13 protein-coding genes are annotated in these 14722 nt (G+C 56.9%); 9 read left to right on the top strand and 4 right to left on the bottom strand.

Annotated elements, in window-relative coordinates; genetic code table 11:
- Positions 1 to 6: 6 nt before the first annotated feature.
- Complete coding sequence (locus M2406_RS21270) at positions 7 to 291, top strand: type II toxin-antitoxin system mRNA interferase toxin, RelE/StbE family (RefSeq protein ID WP_012147263.1); 285 nt, start codon at positions 7 to 9, stop codon at positions 289 to 291.
- Here M2406_RS21270 and btsR read toward each other — a convergent pair whose 3' ends face one another.
- The 3 genes from btsR to ppiA form a co-directional block, all read right to left on the bottom strand.
- Positions 292 to 1017, bottom strand: coding sequence for a two-component system response regulator BtsR (btsR, locus tag M2406_RS21265; protein WP_012147264.1), 726 nt, complete (start codon positions 1015 to 1017; stop codon positions 292 to 294). It lies immediately after the preceding gene.
- Positions 1017 to 2702, bottom strand: a complete 1686-nt coding sequence (locus tag M2406_RS21260; protein ID WP_112363696.1) for a sensor histidine kinase — start codon at positions 2700 to 2702, stop codon at positions 1017 to 1019. The genes btsR and M2406_RS21260 overlap by 1 nt, the downstream gene beginning before the upstream one ends.
- A gap of 161 nt (positions 2703 to 2863) precedes the next feature.
- Positions 2864 to 3433, bottom strand: coding sequence for a peptidylprolyl isomerase A (gene ppiA, locus M2406_RS21255; protein WP_012147266.1), 570 nt, complete (start codon positions 3431 to 3433; stop codon positions 2864 to 2866).
- A 354-nt stretch (positions 3434 to 3787) separates the two neighbouring features.
- Between ppiA and M2406_RS21250 the strand changes: the two genes are divergently transcribed.
- The 4 genes from M2406_RS21250 (at position 3788) to tsgA (ending at position 7886) form a co-directional block, all read left to right on the top strand.
- Complete coding sequence (locus M2406_RS21250) at positions 3788 to 4132, top strand: PTS lactose/cellobiose transporter subunit IIA (RefSeq protein ID WP_259191342.1); 345 nt, start codon at positions 3788 to 3790, stop codon at positions 4130 to 4132.
- Entirely contained in the window at positions 4129 to 5436 is a 1308-nt protein-coding gene (locus M2406_RS21245; protein WP_012147268.1) for a 6-phospho-beta-glucosidase, read from the top strand. The genes M2406_RS21250 and M2406_RS21245 overlap by 4 nt, the downstream gene beginning before the upstream one ends.
- A gap of 95 nt (positions 5437 to 5531) precedes the next feature.
- Entirely contained in the window at positions 5532 to 6512 is a 981-nt protein-coding gene (locus tag M2406_RS21240) for a LacI family DNA-binding transcriptional regulator (RefSeq protein ID WP_259191341.1), read from the top strand.
- Positions 6513 to 6701: 189 nt separating this feature from the next.
- Positions 6702 to 7886 carry an MFS transporter TsgA gene (tsgA, locus tag M2406_RS21235; protein WP_012147270.1) on the top strand — a complete coding sequence of 395 codons (1185 nt, stop codon included), beginning with the start codon at positions 6702 to 6704 and terminating at the stop codon, positions 7884 to 7886.
- A gap of 67 nt (positions 7887 to 7953) precedes the next feature.
- Here the strand turns inward: tsgA and M2406_RS21230 are convergent, their stop codons facing one another.
- A complete protein-coding gene (locus M2406_RS21230) occupies positions 7954 to 9222 on the bottom strand; it encodes a cytosine deaminase (RefSeq protein ID WP_310473639.1) in 1269 nt (422 codons plus the stop codon).
- A 304-nt stretch (positions 9223 to 9526) separates the two neighbouring features.
- Between M2406_RS21230 and nirB the strand changes: the two genes are divergently transcribed.
- The 4 genes from nirB to cysG are packed head-to-tail and all read left to right on the top strand — an operon-like array spanning position 9527 to position 14682.
- On the top strand, positions 9527 to 12076 hold the full coding sequence (nirB, locus tag M2406_RS21225; RefSeq protein ID WP_259191305.1) for a nitrite reductase large subunit NirB: 2550 nt from the start codon (positions 9527 to 9529) through the stop codon (positions 12074 to 12076).
- On the top strand, positions 12073 to 12399 hold the full coding sequence (gene nirD / locus M2406_RS21220) for a nitrite reductase small subunit NirD (RefSeq protein ID WP_012147273.1): 327 nt from the start codon (positions 12073 to 12075) through the stop codon (positions 12397 to 12399). The genes nirB and nirD overlap by 4 nt, the downstream gene beginning before the upstream one ends.
- A gap of 29 nt (positions 12400 to 12428) precedes the next feature.
- Entirely contained in the window at positions 12429 to 13229 is an 801-nt protein-coding gene (gene nirC, locus M2406_RS21215) for a nitrite transporter NirC (RefSeq protein ID WP_115183612.1), read from the top strand.
- 49 nt (positions 13230 to 13278) lie between these two features.
- Complete coding sequence (gene cysG / locus M2406_RS21210) at positions 13279 to 14682, top strand: siroheme synthase CysG (protein ID WP_259191304.1); 1404 nt, start codon at positions 13279 to 13281, stop codon at positions 14680 to 14682.
- The last annotated feature ends 40 nt before the right edge of the window (positions 14683 to 14722 follow it).

The following is a 14722-nucleotide window of genomic DNA, read 5'->3' as shown; positions in this document are numbered from 1 at the left end:
AATATCGTGAAACTGAAACTCAAGTGGACGGAACCCGCCATTGCCGACCGTATTGCAATTTATGATTATTTGGCGTCAAAGAACCCAACAGCCGCCGCAGAGATTGATGCTTTAATTTCCGCGGCTGCTGCCCGACTAGCCCAAAACCCATCAAGTGGAAAAGCGGGCCGGGTTCCGGGTACTCGTGAATGGGTTATTCATCATTCTTATTTGCTGATTTATGAATTAACCAACGACCTGCTTATCATATTGGCGGTAGTACACGCCCGACGCCAATGGCCAAAGGGTTAATCAACCACGCAGCCCCAGCTCTTCTTTCAGCGCTTTAAGGTAGCGACGGCTGACCGGTACCGGCTCGCCGACCGGCATGATCATTTCCGCCGCGCCGTTGTCATCAAAGCGAATTTCACGCACCTGCTCCAGGTTAACCAGATACTGGCGGTGACAGCGCACCAGCGGCGTTCGCATTTCCAGCGTGCGCAGTGTCAGCTCGGTGAAGCACTCCATGCCGTCATTGCGGACCACAAACACCCCACTCAACCGTGAACGGATAGCCACCACCTCATCAAAACGCAGCAAATAGATGCGGCTATGGCCGGTGCAGGGAATGTATTTCAGGTAGCCGGCGCTTTCGTCCAGCGCGGCGATATTCTGCTGCCCCCGTTGTTGCTGCAGGCGCTGCAACGTTTTGCTCAGCCGCTTCGGTTCCGCCGGCTTCAGCAGATAGTCAAACGCATGTTCTTCAAAGGCCTGCACCGCGTATTCGTCATAGGCGGTCAGAAAGACGATGTGCGGCATACGGTTGGGATCTAGCATGCCTACCATCTCCAGCCCGGTGATTCGCGGCATCTGGATATCCAAAAACACCACGTCCGGCTGCAGGCGATGGATCCCGCTGATGGCCTCTATCGCATTGGCGCATTCGCCGACAATAGAGATGCCTTCTTCCGCCTCCAGCAAATGCCGCAGGTTATCGCGCGCGGAGGGTTCGTCATCGACAATCAGTACGTTTAACATCAGGCAGCCCTCGCCAAGGGGACATTGATTGTAATCCGGGTGAATGTTTGCGGCTCGCAGGCTACCTGTACACCATAATCATCGCCGTAGCGTACGCGGATACGCTTATCCACCAGGTTCATCCCCAGCCCACTGTTGTTCGGCTGCGATTGGAATAATCCGGCATTGTCGGTCACCTGCAGCAACAGGCATTCCCCTTCGCGCCGCGCACCGATATCAATCCGCCCCACCCCCAACAGCTGCGAAGTGCCATGCTTAATGGCATTCTCCACGATCGGCTGCAGTGAAAATGCCGGCAACCGTACTGCCAACAGGTCTTGCGGCAACGAAACCACGACTTCCAGCCGATCGGCAAAACGCGCCAGTTCGATTTGCAGGTAGGCATTCACATGCTCGAGTTCGTCCGCCAGGCTGACCTCATCGCCGGAACGCTTGAGGTTCTTGCGGAAAAAGGTCGAAAGTGACTGCACCAGCTCACAGGCCCGGTCGCCGTCACGGCGGATCACCGCTACCAGCGTATTCAGGGCGTTAAACAGAAAGTGTGGATTGACCTGCGCATGCAGTAATTTGATTTCTGACTGCGCCAGCAGCTGTTTATGGCGCTCATACTGGCCGGCCATAATCTGCGCGGATAACAGGCTGGCGATACCTTCCCCCAGCGTACGGTTGATGGTGCTGAACAACCGGCTCTTCGGTTCATACAGTTTGATGGTGCCGATCACCCGCTGATTCTCACCGCGCAGCGGGATCACCAGTGTCGAACCCAGTTTGCAACCGGGGTTAATCGAGCAGCTGTAGGAGTGCTCATTGCCGTCGGCGTAGACCACTTCGTTGTTGTCGATTGCACGGTGCGAGTGCTTTGATGAAATCGGCGTGCCCGGCAGGTGGTGGTCGTCACCGATGCCGATAAACGCCAGCAATTTATCGCGGTCGGTTATCGCTACGGCACCGATACCCAGCTCCTGATAGATCACCCGCGCCACCTTCATGCTGTTTTCCTGATCAAACCCCTGTCGCAAGATCCCTTCGGTACGTTCGGCAATCTTCAGCGCCTTGGCGGAAAACGCACCGGTGTATTTCTCGAACATCGCTCGCCTGTCCAGCAGGATTTGCATGAACATCGCGGCCCCCACCGTATTGGCGATCAACATCGGCAAAGCGATATGTTCCACCAGCCGCAGCGCCTCGTCGAACGGCCGCGCAATCGCCAGGATAATCACCATTTGCAGCACTTCGGTCACCAGCGCGACCCCGGCGACAAACAACGGATTAAACAGCAGGTCGATACGCCGGTGACGCATGGCGATGCTATGCACCAGCCCGCCCACCAGCCCTTCCGCCACGGTTGATACCGCACAGGCGATATCGGTCATGCCCCCCAGGGTATAACGGTGCAGGCCACCGGTCAGCCCCACCAGCAGCCCGACCGAAGGCCCACCCAACAGGCCGCCCAATACGGCGCCGATAGCGCGGGTGTTGGCAATGGAACCTTCGACATGCAGACCGAAATAGGTGCCCATGATGCAGAACACCGAGAAAATGACGTAGCACAATAGCTTGTGCGGCAGGCGAATGGTCACCTGCGTCAGCGGAATGAATAACGGGGTTTTGCTCAGTAAATAAGCAATGACAAGATAAACGCACATCTGCTGCAACAGCAGCAGAACCTGGCTAAATTCAAACATGGCAGCAGCTCATCCCTTAACAAAACAGATGCAGAACGCCGGGTTTCCGGTCTGGTTATAAGCTGGCGATTAAAGCATGTGGAGGGGGAAAAAACAGTGATGCAGGCAAGGCTTCCGGGGAAAGCAACGCAGCCGGCCCACCTGGGGCCGGCGCAAAATCATTATGGCAGCACTTTTGCTGACAGGATGACGATAGGTTTGCTCGGAACATTCTGGTACGGACCGACGTTGCCAGTCGGTGCCTGGGAGATTTTATCTACCACGTCCATCCCTTTGACCACTTTGCCGAATACCGCATAGCCGAAATCGCGCTGGCCGTGATCCAGGAAGGCGTTATCTGCCACGTTGAGGAAAAACTGGCTGGTGGCACTGTCTTTGTCAGCGGTACGCGCCATCGAAATGGTGCCGCGCAGGTTGCGCAGGCCGTTATCCGCTTCGTTCTTGATCGGTGCCTGGGTGGATTTTTGTTGCATGTCAGCAGTAAAGCCACCGCCCTGAACCATAAAGCCCGGGATCACACGGTGGAAAATGGTGTTGTTGTAATAGCCGCTGTTCACGTAGTCGACGAAGTTCTTGGTGGAAACCGGAGCCTTCTGACTGTCGAGCGCCAATTCGATATTCCCAGCCGAGGTAGTCAGCATGACATGAGTTTCACCGGCGGCGAGCGCGGCAGGTGCCATTGCTGTCAGGGAACACAGCGCAACGAAGGTCACTAAAGTACGTTTGAACATTAACGGGTCCTTTCTCTAAGAGACAAACAACGGAAAAGCGCATTGATTCTAAAGAGCTGCACCTGCGAGTGCCAGCCATTTACCTATATTTACTTAATAGTGGGACTTATCTCAGTCAGCCCCGGATTTTACTGCCAAAAGTATGATCGCCTTAGACCTTTTTGCCAACTGCATCACGCATTTTTTGCCCTTTTTACGCCTTGGTCGTTTTTTGCGACACAACTCCCGGTTTCATTTCCCATTCCCGTTACTCTAGATAAATGAGAGCGCTCTCATTTAGCGCAAAGATAAGAATAATGAATGTCCGCCGGCACCACCGCCGTGCAATACAGGAGAAATAATGTGAGTGAATTGATGACTGAAACTGAAATCAGCCCCGATTTTGAAAGCACCATCATGGAGCTGCTGGTGTTCTCCGGTGGCGCCCGCAGTAGTGCGCTGATGGCGCTGCAACAAGCGCGTGCCGGCGACTTTGAAGCTTCAGCCAGGCACATGGCCGAATCCAAACAGTCGGTAAAAAAGGCCCATCTGATCCAGACCCAGCTGATCGGCCTGGACGAAGGCTGCGGCAAACTGACCATCAACCTGATTACCGTTCATGCCCAGGACCATCTGATGAACGCCATGGTGATCCAGGATCTGGCGGATGACATGATTGAGCTTTACCGCCGTCAGGCCAAAATGGAGATTCGTGCATGAAATCGTTAAAAATCGCTGTCATCGGCGGCGGCAGCAGCTACACGCCAGAATTGGTCGATGGCTTGATCCAGCGTATCGAAGAACTGCCGGTCACCGAACTGGCGCTGGTTGACGTTGAGCCTGGCCGCGAAAAGGTCGAGATTATTGCCGCGCTGACCGAACGCATGCTGGCGCGCCACGGGCTGGAGCAGGTAAAGGTCAGCGTGCATTTCGAACTGGATGAGGCCATTCGCGACGCCAATTTCGTCCTGACCCAGTTCCGCGTGGGTCAGTTGCCGGCACGCGCCGCCGACGAGCGCCTGGGGCTGAAATACGATTTAATCGGCCAGGAAACCACCGGCGTTGGCGGCTTCGCCAAGGCATTGCGTACCATTCCGGTGATGCTGGATATTGCACGCCGGGTGGAAAAACTGGCGCCTGACGCCTGGATCATCAACTTCACCAACCCAGCCGGCATCGTCACCGAAGCGGTCTCCCGCTACACCAAAGCGAAAATCATCGGCCTGTGCAACGTGCCGATCAGCATGCATCACATGATTGCCAACATGCTGAAAGTCCCTTCTCAAGAGGTACAGCTGCAGTTCGCCGGGCTGAACCACATGGTGTGGGTACATCAGGTGCTGCAAAACGGGCATGACGTCACCGGCAAGGTGATCGACATGTTGTGCGACGGTGCCGCGCTGACCATGAACAACATCAAGGAAGAACCTTGGCAGCCGGACTTCCTGCGCGCCGTCGGGGCGATCCCTTGCCCCTATCACCGCTATTTCTACCAAACCAAAGAAATGCTGGCCGAGGAAATTGCCGCAGCAGCCGAACGCGGTACCCGCGCCGAGCAGGTGATGAAGGTGGAGAAAGAGCTGTTTGAGCTGTATGCCGATCCACATCTCGACAGCAAACCGGAGCAGTTAAGTTTCCGCGGTGGATCATATTATTCGGAAGTGGCGCTGGAGCTAATTCGTGCGATCCATAATAATCTCGGTACGCAATTAGTCGTTAATACCGCAAACCGTGGCGCTATTCGCGGTTTACCGGACGACGCGGTGATAGAAACCAACTGTATCGTCGATGCTCAGGGTGCTCATCCGCTGACCTTCGGCACGCTGCCGGATTCCATGCATGCGCTGACCCAACAGGTGAAAGCCTATGAGCGCCTGACCATCGAAGCCGCAGTGCACGGCGATCGCCGCAGTGGCCTGCTGGCGTTGGTCACCAACCCGTTGGTCGGCAATGCCAATGTGGCGCAGCCGCTGTTGGATGAAGTGCTGGCGGTGAACGCGCCTTATTTGCCTCAGTTTAAATAACCGTCGGGCCAACCGCGGTTGCTGATACATTGCTATACCTAGTATACAGGGGTCGCTGAGTCGGCCCCATTTTTGTCGTAATCAGGAGTCGGATGATGGTGACACTGGAAGATGTCGCAGCCCTGGCGGGCGTGTCCCGCGCCACCGTGTCACGCGTAGTGAATGGCGATACCAACGTTAAGGGGCAAACCCGCGAGAAGGTTGAAAAGGCGGTGGCCCAACTTGGCTACACGCCCAACCCGGCCGCCCGTGCGCTGGCCTCCAGCCACAGCAACACCCTGGGATTGGTCACTACCTCCTATCGCGGCGGTTTCTTCGGCGCACTGATGGACTTTGTGCAAACCGAAGCCGAATCCCACGGCAAGCAATTGCTGGTGACCCAGGGGCGTAACAGTGCGGAAAACGAATGGCAGGCGATCCAGCGGCTGTTCAATCTGCGCTGCGATGGTGTGATCCTGCACGTCCGTTTCCTCAGCGATGACCAATTGCGCCAACTGGCAGCGGAGCAACGCCGCTTTGTGCTGCTCGATCGCCTGGTGCCCGGCCTGGAAGCGCACTGCGTCACTTTCGATCACCAGTACGCCAGCCGCATGGCAACACAACAATTGATTGATGCCGACCACCGCCACATCGCCTGTATCAGCGGCCCGCGCGACCGCCCTTCCAGTCTCTTGCGGCTGCAGGGTTTTGAACAGGCCATGCAGGCAGCGCATATCAAGCCGGTCGCCTGCGCCGAAGGGCTTTACGATCTGGAGAGCGGTTATCGCTGCGCCGATCAACTGCTGAAAATGAAAACCCTGCCCACCGCCATCTATTGCTGCAATGAAGAAATGGCTATCGGCGCACTGCTGGCCGTCAACGAACACCGCCTGCGGGTGCCGCAAGATATCTCGCTGATCTGTTACGACAGCGGCGAACGCGCCCCCTTTGTCCGCCCGGCGCTGACCAGCGTGCATTTCCCGATTAGCGAAATGGCGCAATATGCCGCACGCCTGCTGATTGACCCGGCCACGCCACCGGTTAGCTTTGCGCCGATAGTCATCAGCCGCGACTCGATCGTGACGGCGAGCAAATAGATCACAAAAATATTTCAGAACTACTCATTGATTGCATCAAAAAGTAGATAGGCATCACAAAAACTCCCGTTGTCTGTGCTAGGATCCGCTCCCTGGTGGCCTGATCGGGACTTTTTTCTGCTTTGCCAGGAAAAGCCAGCGGCCTTAATCCAGTTTTAAACTCTTTATAGACTTAATCAGGCCTAAATAATGAATGATAGCAACCGTCTACGGCTTACCTGGATCAGCTACTTTTCTTACGCGCTGACCGGTGCTTTAGTTATCGTCACAGGGATGGTGATGGGGAACATTGCAGAGTACTTTAATCTGCCGGTTTCCAGCATGAGCAATACTTTCACCTTCCTTAACGCCGGTATTTTGATTTCGATCTTCCTCAATGCCTGGCTGATGGAAATTATCCCGCTTAAACGTCAACTGATGTTTGGCTTTGTGCTGATGGTACTGGCTATTGCCGGGCTGATGCTCGGTAAAAGCCTGACCATGTTCTCGTTGTGCATGTTTATCCTTGGCGTGGTCAGCGGTATCACCATGTCGATAGGCACCTTCCTGATCACCCATATGTATGCCGGCCGCCAACGCGGTTCGCGCCTGCTGTTCACTGACTCCTTCTTCAGCATGGCCGGGATGATCTTCCCGATTGTCGCCGCGATGCTGTTGGCGCGTCAGATCGGCTGGTACTGGGTGTACGCCTGCATCGGCCTGCTGTATGTAGGTATCTTTGTGCTGACCCTGTTCTCCGAGTTCCCGGTACTGGGCAACAAGGGCGCCGACGCCGGCCAGCCTGTAGTGAAAGAAAAATGGGGTATCGGCGTGCTGTTCCTGTCGATCGCCGCACTGTGCTACATCCTCGGCCAGCTTGGCTTCATTCAGTGGGTGCCGGAATACGCCACCAAGTCGTTCGGGATGGATATCAGCCAGGCCGGTAAGCTGGTGAGCGATTTCTGGACCTCGTACATGATCGGCATGTGGGTATTCAGCTTTATCCTGCGCTTCTTCGATTTGCAGCGCATCGTCACTATCCTGGCCGCATTGGCGACCGGTGCGATGTACCTGTTCGTCAGCACCGATAACCCGGAACACCTGAGCTATTACATTATGGCTCTGGGCTTCGTTTCCAGCGCGATCTACACCACCCTGATCACTCTGGGCTCGCTGCAGACCAAGGTTTCCTCACCGAAACTGGTTAACTTCATCCTGACCTGCGGCACCATCGGCACCATGCTGACCTTCGTGGTTACCGGCCCGATCGTAGCCAAAGGCGGCGCACACGCGGCGCTGACTACCGCCAATGGTCTGTACCTGGCGGTGTTCGTGATGTGTCTGCTGCTCGGTTTCGTAACCAAGCACCGCAGCCACGGTCACGTGACCCACTGATCTGTCGTCAATGACGTGATATGAAAAGGGCGCCTCGGCGCCCTTTTTTATGCTGATAACCCCCAGCTCAACGCCGGAAATCCACCTTCTCATCCTGCGCCAGATACAGCGTGGTTTCTGCCGGCAGGGTTTCGGCAATCACCGTGCCCTGACGTATCGAGTAACGCACCGGCGTCTGTCGGCGCACCGCATCAAAGCCGCTATCGGCCGGTAATATCACCAGATTGGCGCTGTTGCCAGCCTTCAAGCCATAGTCGCTCAGGTTCAGAGTACGTGCACTGTGGCTGGTAATCAGTTTCAGCCCGTCGTCGATCTGGCCATATCCCATCAGTTGGCACACGTGCAGCCCCATATGCAGCACCTGCAGCATATTGGCAGTGCCCAGCGGGTACCAGGGATCGAACACATCATCATGGCCGAAGCAGACGTTAATTTCCGCCTCCAGCATCTCCTTCACCCGGGTGATGCCGCGTCGTTTCGGGTAGGTGTCGAAGCGCCCCTGCAGGTGAATATTGACCAGGGGGTTGGCGACAAAGTTGATGCCGGACATTTTCAGCAGGCGGAACAGCCGTGAAGTGTAAGCCCCATTGTAGGAATGCATCGCCGTGGTGTGGCTGGCGGTGACCCTGGCGCCCATATCCAGCTTCAGCGCCAACGCCGCCACGGTTTCGACAAAGCGCGACTGTTCGTCGTCTATCTCATCACAGTGAACATCCACCAGCCGATCGTATTTCTGCGCCAGAGCGAATGCCTTGTGCAGGGACTCCACGCCGTACTCGCGCGTAAACTCAAAGTGCGGAATGGCTCCTACCACGTCAGCGCCCAGCCGCAGCGCCTCTTCCAACAGCGTCTCGCCGTTGGGATAAGACATAATGCCTTCCTGTGGAAAAGCGACGATTTGCAGCGTGACCCAGGGTGCGACTTCCTGTTTCACTTCCAGCATCGCACGTAGCGCGGTCAGGGTCGGGTCAGAAACGTCAACGTGGGTACGCACGTACTGTACGCCGTTGGCGATCTGCCATTTCAGCGTCTGCCAGGCGCGTTGTTTGACGTCCTCGTGGGTCAGAAGCGCCTTGCGCTCGGCCCAGCGCTCAATGCCTTCAAACAGGGTGCCTGACTGGTTCCAGGCCGGTTGCCCGGCGGTCTGGGTGGTATCCAGATGGATATGCGGTTCGACAAACGCCGGCAGCGCCAGCCCGCCCTGCGCATCCAGCACGTCGCTGCGCCATTCCCGCCCTTCCGGCTGCGGCACGATATGAGCGATGCGCCCCTGCTCAATGGCCAATTGCCACAGCCCTTCATGCCCGCTCAGACGCAGGTTATCGATAAACTTCAATGGACTCTTGGCCACCCTTCACCTCTGCTGTTCCAGCCTGTTTCATTCATCATACTGGCAGCTCATCCTACTGACAAAGACGCCAATAATTTATTACCCCCACCCATTACTCCCGAATGGGTAGAATTCGCATTAACTGGCTCGTTTCAGCTAAAGATGAATAAAAACCGCAACTTATCAAATAACGATAAAAATCATTCATATACCACATTAGAGGTATATGGAGGGGCGCTTGATTTGCATCAATAAATTGCCCACAGGGAGGAATAAGGTAACGCTAGGAAACCAGAATTTTGAGGCAATAATGAGCAGAGTCAAACTCGCTGTCATCGGCAATGGCATGGTCGGCCACCGGTTTATCGAAGATCTGTTGGAAAAAGCAGACAAAGACCAATTCGACATCACCGTATTTTGTGAAGAGCCGCGCATCGCCTACGATCGCGTACACCTTTCTTCTTATTTCTCCCACCACACCGCCGAAGAACTTTCACTGGTACGTGAAGGCTTTTACGAGAAGCAGGGCGTGAAGGTTTTGGTTGGTGAACGCGCCATCACCATTAACCGCAGCGAGAAAGTCATTCACTCTAATACCGGCCGCACCGTCTACTACGACAAACTGATCATGGCCACCGGTTCTTATCCGTGGATCCCGCCGATTAAAGGCTCCGAAAGTCAGGACTGTTTCGTCTACCGCACCATTGAAGATCTGAACGCCATCGAAGCCTGCGCCCGCCGCAGCAAACGCGGCGCGGTGGTCGGCGGTGGCCTGTTGGGGCTGGAAGCCGCCGGTGCGCTGAAAAGCCTCGGGGTTGAAACTCACGTCATCGAGTTTGCACCGGTACTGATGGCCGAACAGCTCGATCCGATGGGCGGCGATCAACTGCGCCGCAAGATCGAACGCATGGGCGTCAAAGTCCATACCGGTAAAAATACCCAGGAAATCGTCAACGGCGGTGAACAGGCGCGCAAAACCATGCAGTTTGCCGACGGCACCGCGCTGGAAGTGGACTTTATCGTCTTCTCCACCGGCATCCGCGCCCAGGACAAACTGGCCCATCAGTGCGGTCTGGCCACTGCCCGCCGCGGCGGCATCGTGATTAACGACAGTTGCCAAACCTCCGATCCTGACGTTTACGCCATCGGCGAATGCGCCTCATGGCGTGAGCGCACCTTCGGTCTGGTAGCCCCAGGCTATAAAATGGCGCAGGTTACCGCCGACCATCTGCTGGGTCGTGAAAATACCTTCATGGGTGCCGACATGAGCGCCAAGCTGAAACTGCTGGGCGTCGACGTCGGCGGTATCGGTGATGCTCACGGCCGCACCGAAGGCGCACGCAGCTACGTCTATCTGGACGAAAGCAAAGAAGTTTATAAGCGCATCGTGGTCAGCGCCGACAACAAAACCCTGCTGGGCGCAGTACTGGTGGGCGACACCAGCGACTACGGCAACCTGCTGCAGCTGGCGCTGAATGCTATTGAACTGCCGGAAAATCCGGACGGCCTGATCCTGCCAGCGCATGCAGGCAGCAAACCGGCCATCGGCGTCGATTCACTGCCTGAAAGCGCGCAAATCTGTTCCTGCTTCGACGTCAGTAAAGGCGATATCATCAAAGCGGTCAGCATGGGTTGCCATACCGTAGCCGCGCTCAAGTCAGAAACCAAGGCCGGTACCGGCTGCGGCGGCTGTATTCCACTGCTCACTCAGGTGCTGAACGCCGAATTGAGCAAACAGGGCATTGAGGTGAACCACCACCTGTGCGAACACTTCGCTTATTCACGCCAGGAGCTGTACCACCTGATCCGCGTCGAAGGCATCAAATCCTTCGACGAACTGCTGGCCAAATACGGCAAGGGCTACGGTTGCGAAGTCTGTAAACCGACCATCGGCTCGCTGCTGGCCTCCTGCTGGAATGAGTACATTCTCAAGCCGCAACACACGGCGCTGCAGGACACCAACGACAACTTCCTCGGCAATATCCAGAAAGACGGTACCTACTCGGTGATCCCGCGCTCCCCCGGCGGCGAAATTACCCCGGAAGGGTTGATGGTGGTTGGCCAGATCGCCAAGGAATATAACCTTTACACCAAACTGACCGGCTCCCAGCGCATCGGCATGTTCGGCGCACAAAAAGACGATCTGCCGGCCATCTGGAGCAAACTGATTGCCGCCGGTTTTGAAACCGGCCACGCCTACGCCAAGGCGCTGCGCATGTCAAAAACCTGCGTCGGCAGCACCTGGTGCCGCTTTGGCGTCGGTGACAGCGTCGGGTTTGGCGTCAAACTGGAACATCGCTACAAGGGCATTCGCACCCCGCACAAAATGAAGTTTGGCGTTTCCGGCTGTACCCGTGAATGCTCCGAAGCTCAGGGCAAAGACGTCGGTATTATCGCAACCGAAAACGGCTGGAACCTGTACGTATGCGGTAACGGCGGGATGAAACCACGCCATGCCGACCTGCTGGCAGCCGATCTCGACCGCGAGACGCTGGAGCACTACCTCGATCGCTTTATGATGTTCTATATCCGCACCGCCGATAAACTGCAGCGCACCTCGGTATGGCTGGAAAGCCTGGAAGGCGGTATCGATTACCTGCGTAAGGTGATTATTGACGACAAACTGGGGATCAACGACCAACTGGAAGCCGAGATCGCCCGCCTGCGCGATGCGGTTGTCTGCGAGTGGAAAGAAACCCTGGAGCACCCTGAAACCCAGGTGCGCTTCGCCCACTTTATCAACAGCAACCTGCGCGATCCTAACGTCCAGGTGGTCGCCGAGCGCGAACAGCACCGTCCGGCACGTCCGGATGAACGCATTCCCGTCACCCTGCTTGAAGCCGAGGAGAACAACGTATGAGCCAGTGGACAACCCTTTGCGCCATCACCGATATTCTGCCTGGCACCGGCGTGTGTGCCCTGGTCGGCGACCAACAGGTGGCGATTTTCCGCCCCTTTGCCGACGAGCAGGTGTTTGCCATCAGCAATATTGATCCCTTCGCCCAGGCCAGCGTGTTGTCACGTGGGCTGATTGCCGAACATCAGGGTGAGCTGTGGGTCGCCAGCCCGCTAAAAAAACAGCATTTCCGCCTGCACGACGGCTACTGTCTGGAAGATGACAGTCGCTGCGTCGCGCATTTCACCAGCCGGGTTGTGGACGGCATGGTGCAGGTCGCGGCCTGATATTTTTATTTAACCTCAGGGGAAGCAGCATGTTCACCGATACCATCAACAAATGTGCCGCCAACGCGGCGCGCATCGTCAGGCTGGCAAAGCACAGCCCGCTGGGCTTTTGGATCAGCTCGGCGATGGCCGGGGCCTACGTCGGCCTCGGCATCATATTGATCTTCACCCTCGGCAATCTGGTCGATCCATCTCTTCGTCCACTGGTGATGGGTGCCACCTTCGGCATCGCGCTGACGCTGGTGATCATCGCCGGGTCGGAGTTGTTCACCGGTCATACCATGTTCCTGACGCTGGGCGTCAAAGCTGGCACCATTACGCAGGGCCAGATGTGGGCCGTATTGCCGCAAACCTGGCTGGGTAACCTGTTGGGTTCGGTGCTGGTGGCGCTGATGTACTATTACGGCGGCGGCAGCCTGTTGCCGGTGGACACCAGTCTGGTACACAGCGTGGCACTGGCGAAAACCACTGCACCGGCAGAAGTGCTGTTCTTCAAGGGCGTGCTGTGTAACTGGCTGGTTTGCCTGGCGATTTGGATGGCTATCCGCGTTGAGGGTGCCGCCAAATTCATTGCCATCTGGTGGTGTCTGCTGGCCTTTATCGCTTCCGGCTACGAACACTCGGTCGCCAACATGACGCTGTTTGCCCTGTCCTGGTTCGGTAATCACAGCGAAGCCTATACCCTGAGCGGGATCGGTCATAACCTGCTGTGGGTGACACTGGGCAATATCCTGTCCGGGGCCGTGTTGATGGGGCTGGGTTATTGGTACGCCACGCCGCGCGCCGAACGGCCACAGGCTGATAAAGCCGTAGCTCGCCAGACCGCATAATATTCCGGGGCGCCTTGCGCCCCACTGCTGATTGCCCCGAGGATTGCCGATGGATTACCTGCCGATTTTCTGCCAACTGCAACACAAAGCCTGCCTGCTGGTCGGTGGCGGTGAGATTGCCGAGCGCAAGGCCCGCCTGCTGCTGGACGCCGGTGCGGCTCTGACCGTCAACGCCTGTAGCTTCACCCCACAGTTCCACGAATGGGCAGCTCTTGGCCGCCTCACGCTGGCGGCCGGTGAATTCAGCGCAGAGTTACTGGCGGAAAAATGGCTGGTGATCGCCGCTACCGACAAGGTCGAGGTCAATGCGTTGGTATACCAATGTGCCAACCAGCAGCGGGTATTTTGCAACGTGGTCGACGATCCGAAACGCGCCAGCTTTATCATGCCGTCGATTATCGATCGCTCGCCGATTATGGTCGCAGTGTCCTCCGGCGGTAAAGCCCCGGTGCTGGCACGACTGCTGCGCGAAAAGCTGGAAGCCGTACTGCCCCAACATCTTGGCAAGTTGGCACAGTTGGGCGGTTCACTGCGTCAGCGGGTGAAAAAGCACTTCAGCAACATCGGCTCACGCCGCCGTTTTTGGGAAAAGCTGTTTGCCCACGATCGGCTGGCACAGTCGCTGGCCAATAATGACGTAGCGCTGGCGGAGCAGCAAATTGAGCAACTGTTTAGCCATCAACCACAAGAGTGCGGCGAAGTGGTGCTGGTGGGCGCCGGGCCGGGCGATGCCGGTTTGCTGACGCTGAAAGGCCTGCAGCAAATCCAGCAGGCTGACGTGGTGGTTTACGACCGGCTGGTGTCTGATGAAGTCATGACGCTGGTGCGCCGCGATGCCGAACGCATTTTTGTCGGCAAACGGGCTGGCCACCATTGCGTGCCGCAGGAGCAGATCAACCAAATCCTGCTGCAGCAGGCGCAGCTCGGTAAACGCGTGGTGCGGCTGAAAGGCGGTGACCCCTTTATCTTCGGCCGCGGTGGTGAAGAGCTGGAAACCCTGGCCGACGCCAATATTGCGTTCTCGGTGGTGCCGGGCATTACCGCCGCCTCCGGTTGTTCGGCCTACAGCGGCATTCCCCTCACCCATCGCGACCACGCCCAGAGCGTGCGGCTGGTGACCGGCCACGCCAAGAGTGACGGTGGGTTGGACTGGTCAACGCTGGCTGCCGGGCAACAAACTCTGGTGTTTTACATGGGCCTGACGCAGGCGGCGGACATCCAACGCCAACTGATCGCCCACGGCATGCCTGCCGCTACGCCGGTGGCGCTGGTAGAAAACGGCACTTCCTGCCGCCAGCGAGTGATCGAAGGGGAATTAAGCCAACTGGGGACGCTGGCCTTACAGGCTGCCAGCCCAAGTTTAATCATCGTCGGCAGCGTAGTCAGCCTGCGCAGCAAGCTGAACTGGTTCTCAAGCCAGGAGCCGCCGCAACCACTGGCGCAAATGGCCTGATACAGACGTAAAAAAAGCGGCCAGTGGCCGCTTTTTTATG

Origin of the sequence: Serratia sp. BIGb0163, from assembly GCF_024809935.1 — a bacterium.
GTDB lineage: Bacteria > Pseudomonadota > Gammaproteobacteria > Enterobacterales > Enterobacteriaceae > Serratia > Serratia quinivorans.
The sequence above is the reverse complement of the archived record's forward strand: the minus strand, read 5'-3'. Positions and strand labels throughout refer to the sequence as shown.

Bases quoted from the DNA above. Each gene is read 5' to 3' on its own strand.
- btsR (WP_012147264.1), bottom strand. From the start codon at position 1,017: ATGTTAAACGTACTGATTGTCGATGACGAACCCTCCGCGCGCGATAAC.
- ppiA (WP_012147266.1), bottom strand. From the start codon at position 3,433: ATGTTCAAACGTACTTTAGTGACCTTCGTTGCGCTGTGTTCCCTGACA.
- nirC (WP_115183612.1), top strand. From the start codon at position 12,429: ATGTTCACCGATACCATCAACAAATGTGCCGCCAACGCGGCGCGCATC.
- M2406_RS21245 (WP_012147268.1), top strand. From the start codon at position 4,129: ATGAAATCGTTAAAAATCGCTGTCATCGGCGGCGGCAGCAGCTACACG.
- cysG (WP_259191304.1), top strand. From the start codon at position 13,279: ATGGATTACCTGCCGATTTTCTGCCAACTGCAACACAAAGCCTGCCTG.
- nirD (WP_012147273.1), top strand. From the start codon at position 12,073: ATGAGCCAGTGGACAACCCTTTGCGCCATCACCGATATTCTGCCTGGC.
- nirB (WP_259191305.1), top strand. From the start codon at position 9,527: ATGAGCAGAGTCAAACTCGCTGTCATCGGCAATGGCATGGTCGGCCAC.
- M2406_RS21260 (WP_112363696.1), bottom strand. From the start codon at position 2,702: ATGTTTGAATTTAGCCAGGTTCTGCTGCTGTTGCAGCAGATGTGCGTT.
- tsgA (WP_012147270.1), top strand. From the start codon at position 6,702: ATGAATGATAGCAACCGTCTACGGCTTACCTGGATCAGCTACTTTTCT.
- M2406_RS21250 (WP_259191342.1), top strand. From the start codon at position 3,788: ATGACTGAAACTGAAATCAGCCCCGATTTTGAAAGCACCATCATGGAG.
- M2406_RS21240 (WP_259191341.1), top strand. From the start codon at position 5,532: ATGGTGACACTGGAAGATGTCGCAGCCCTGGCGGGCGTGTCCCGCGCC.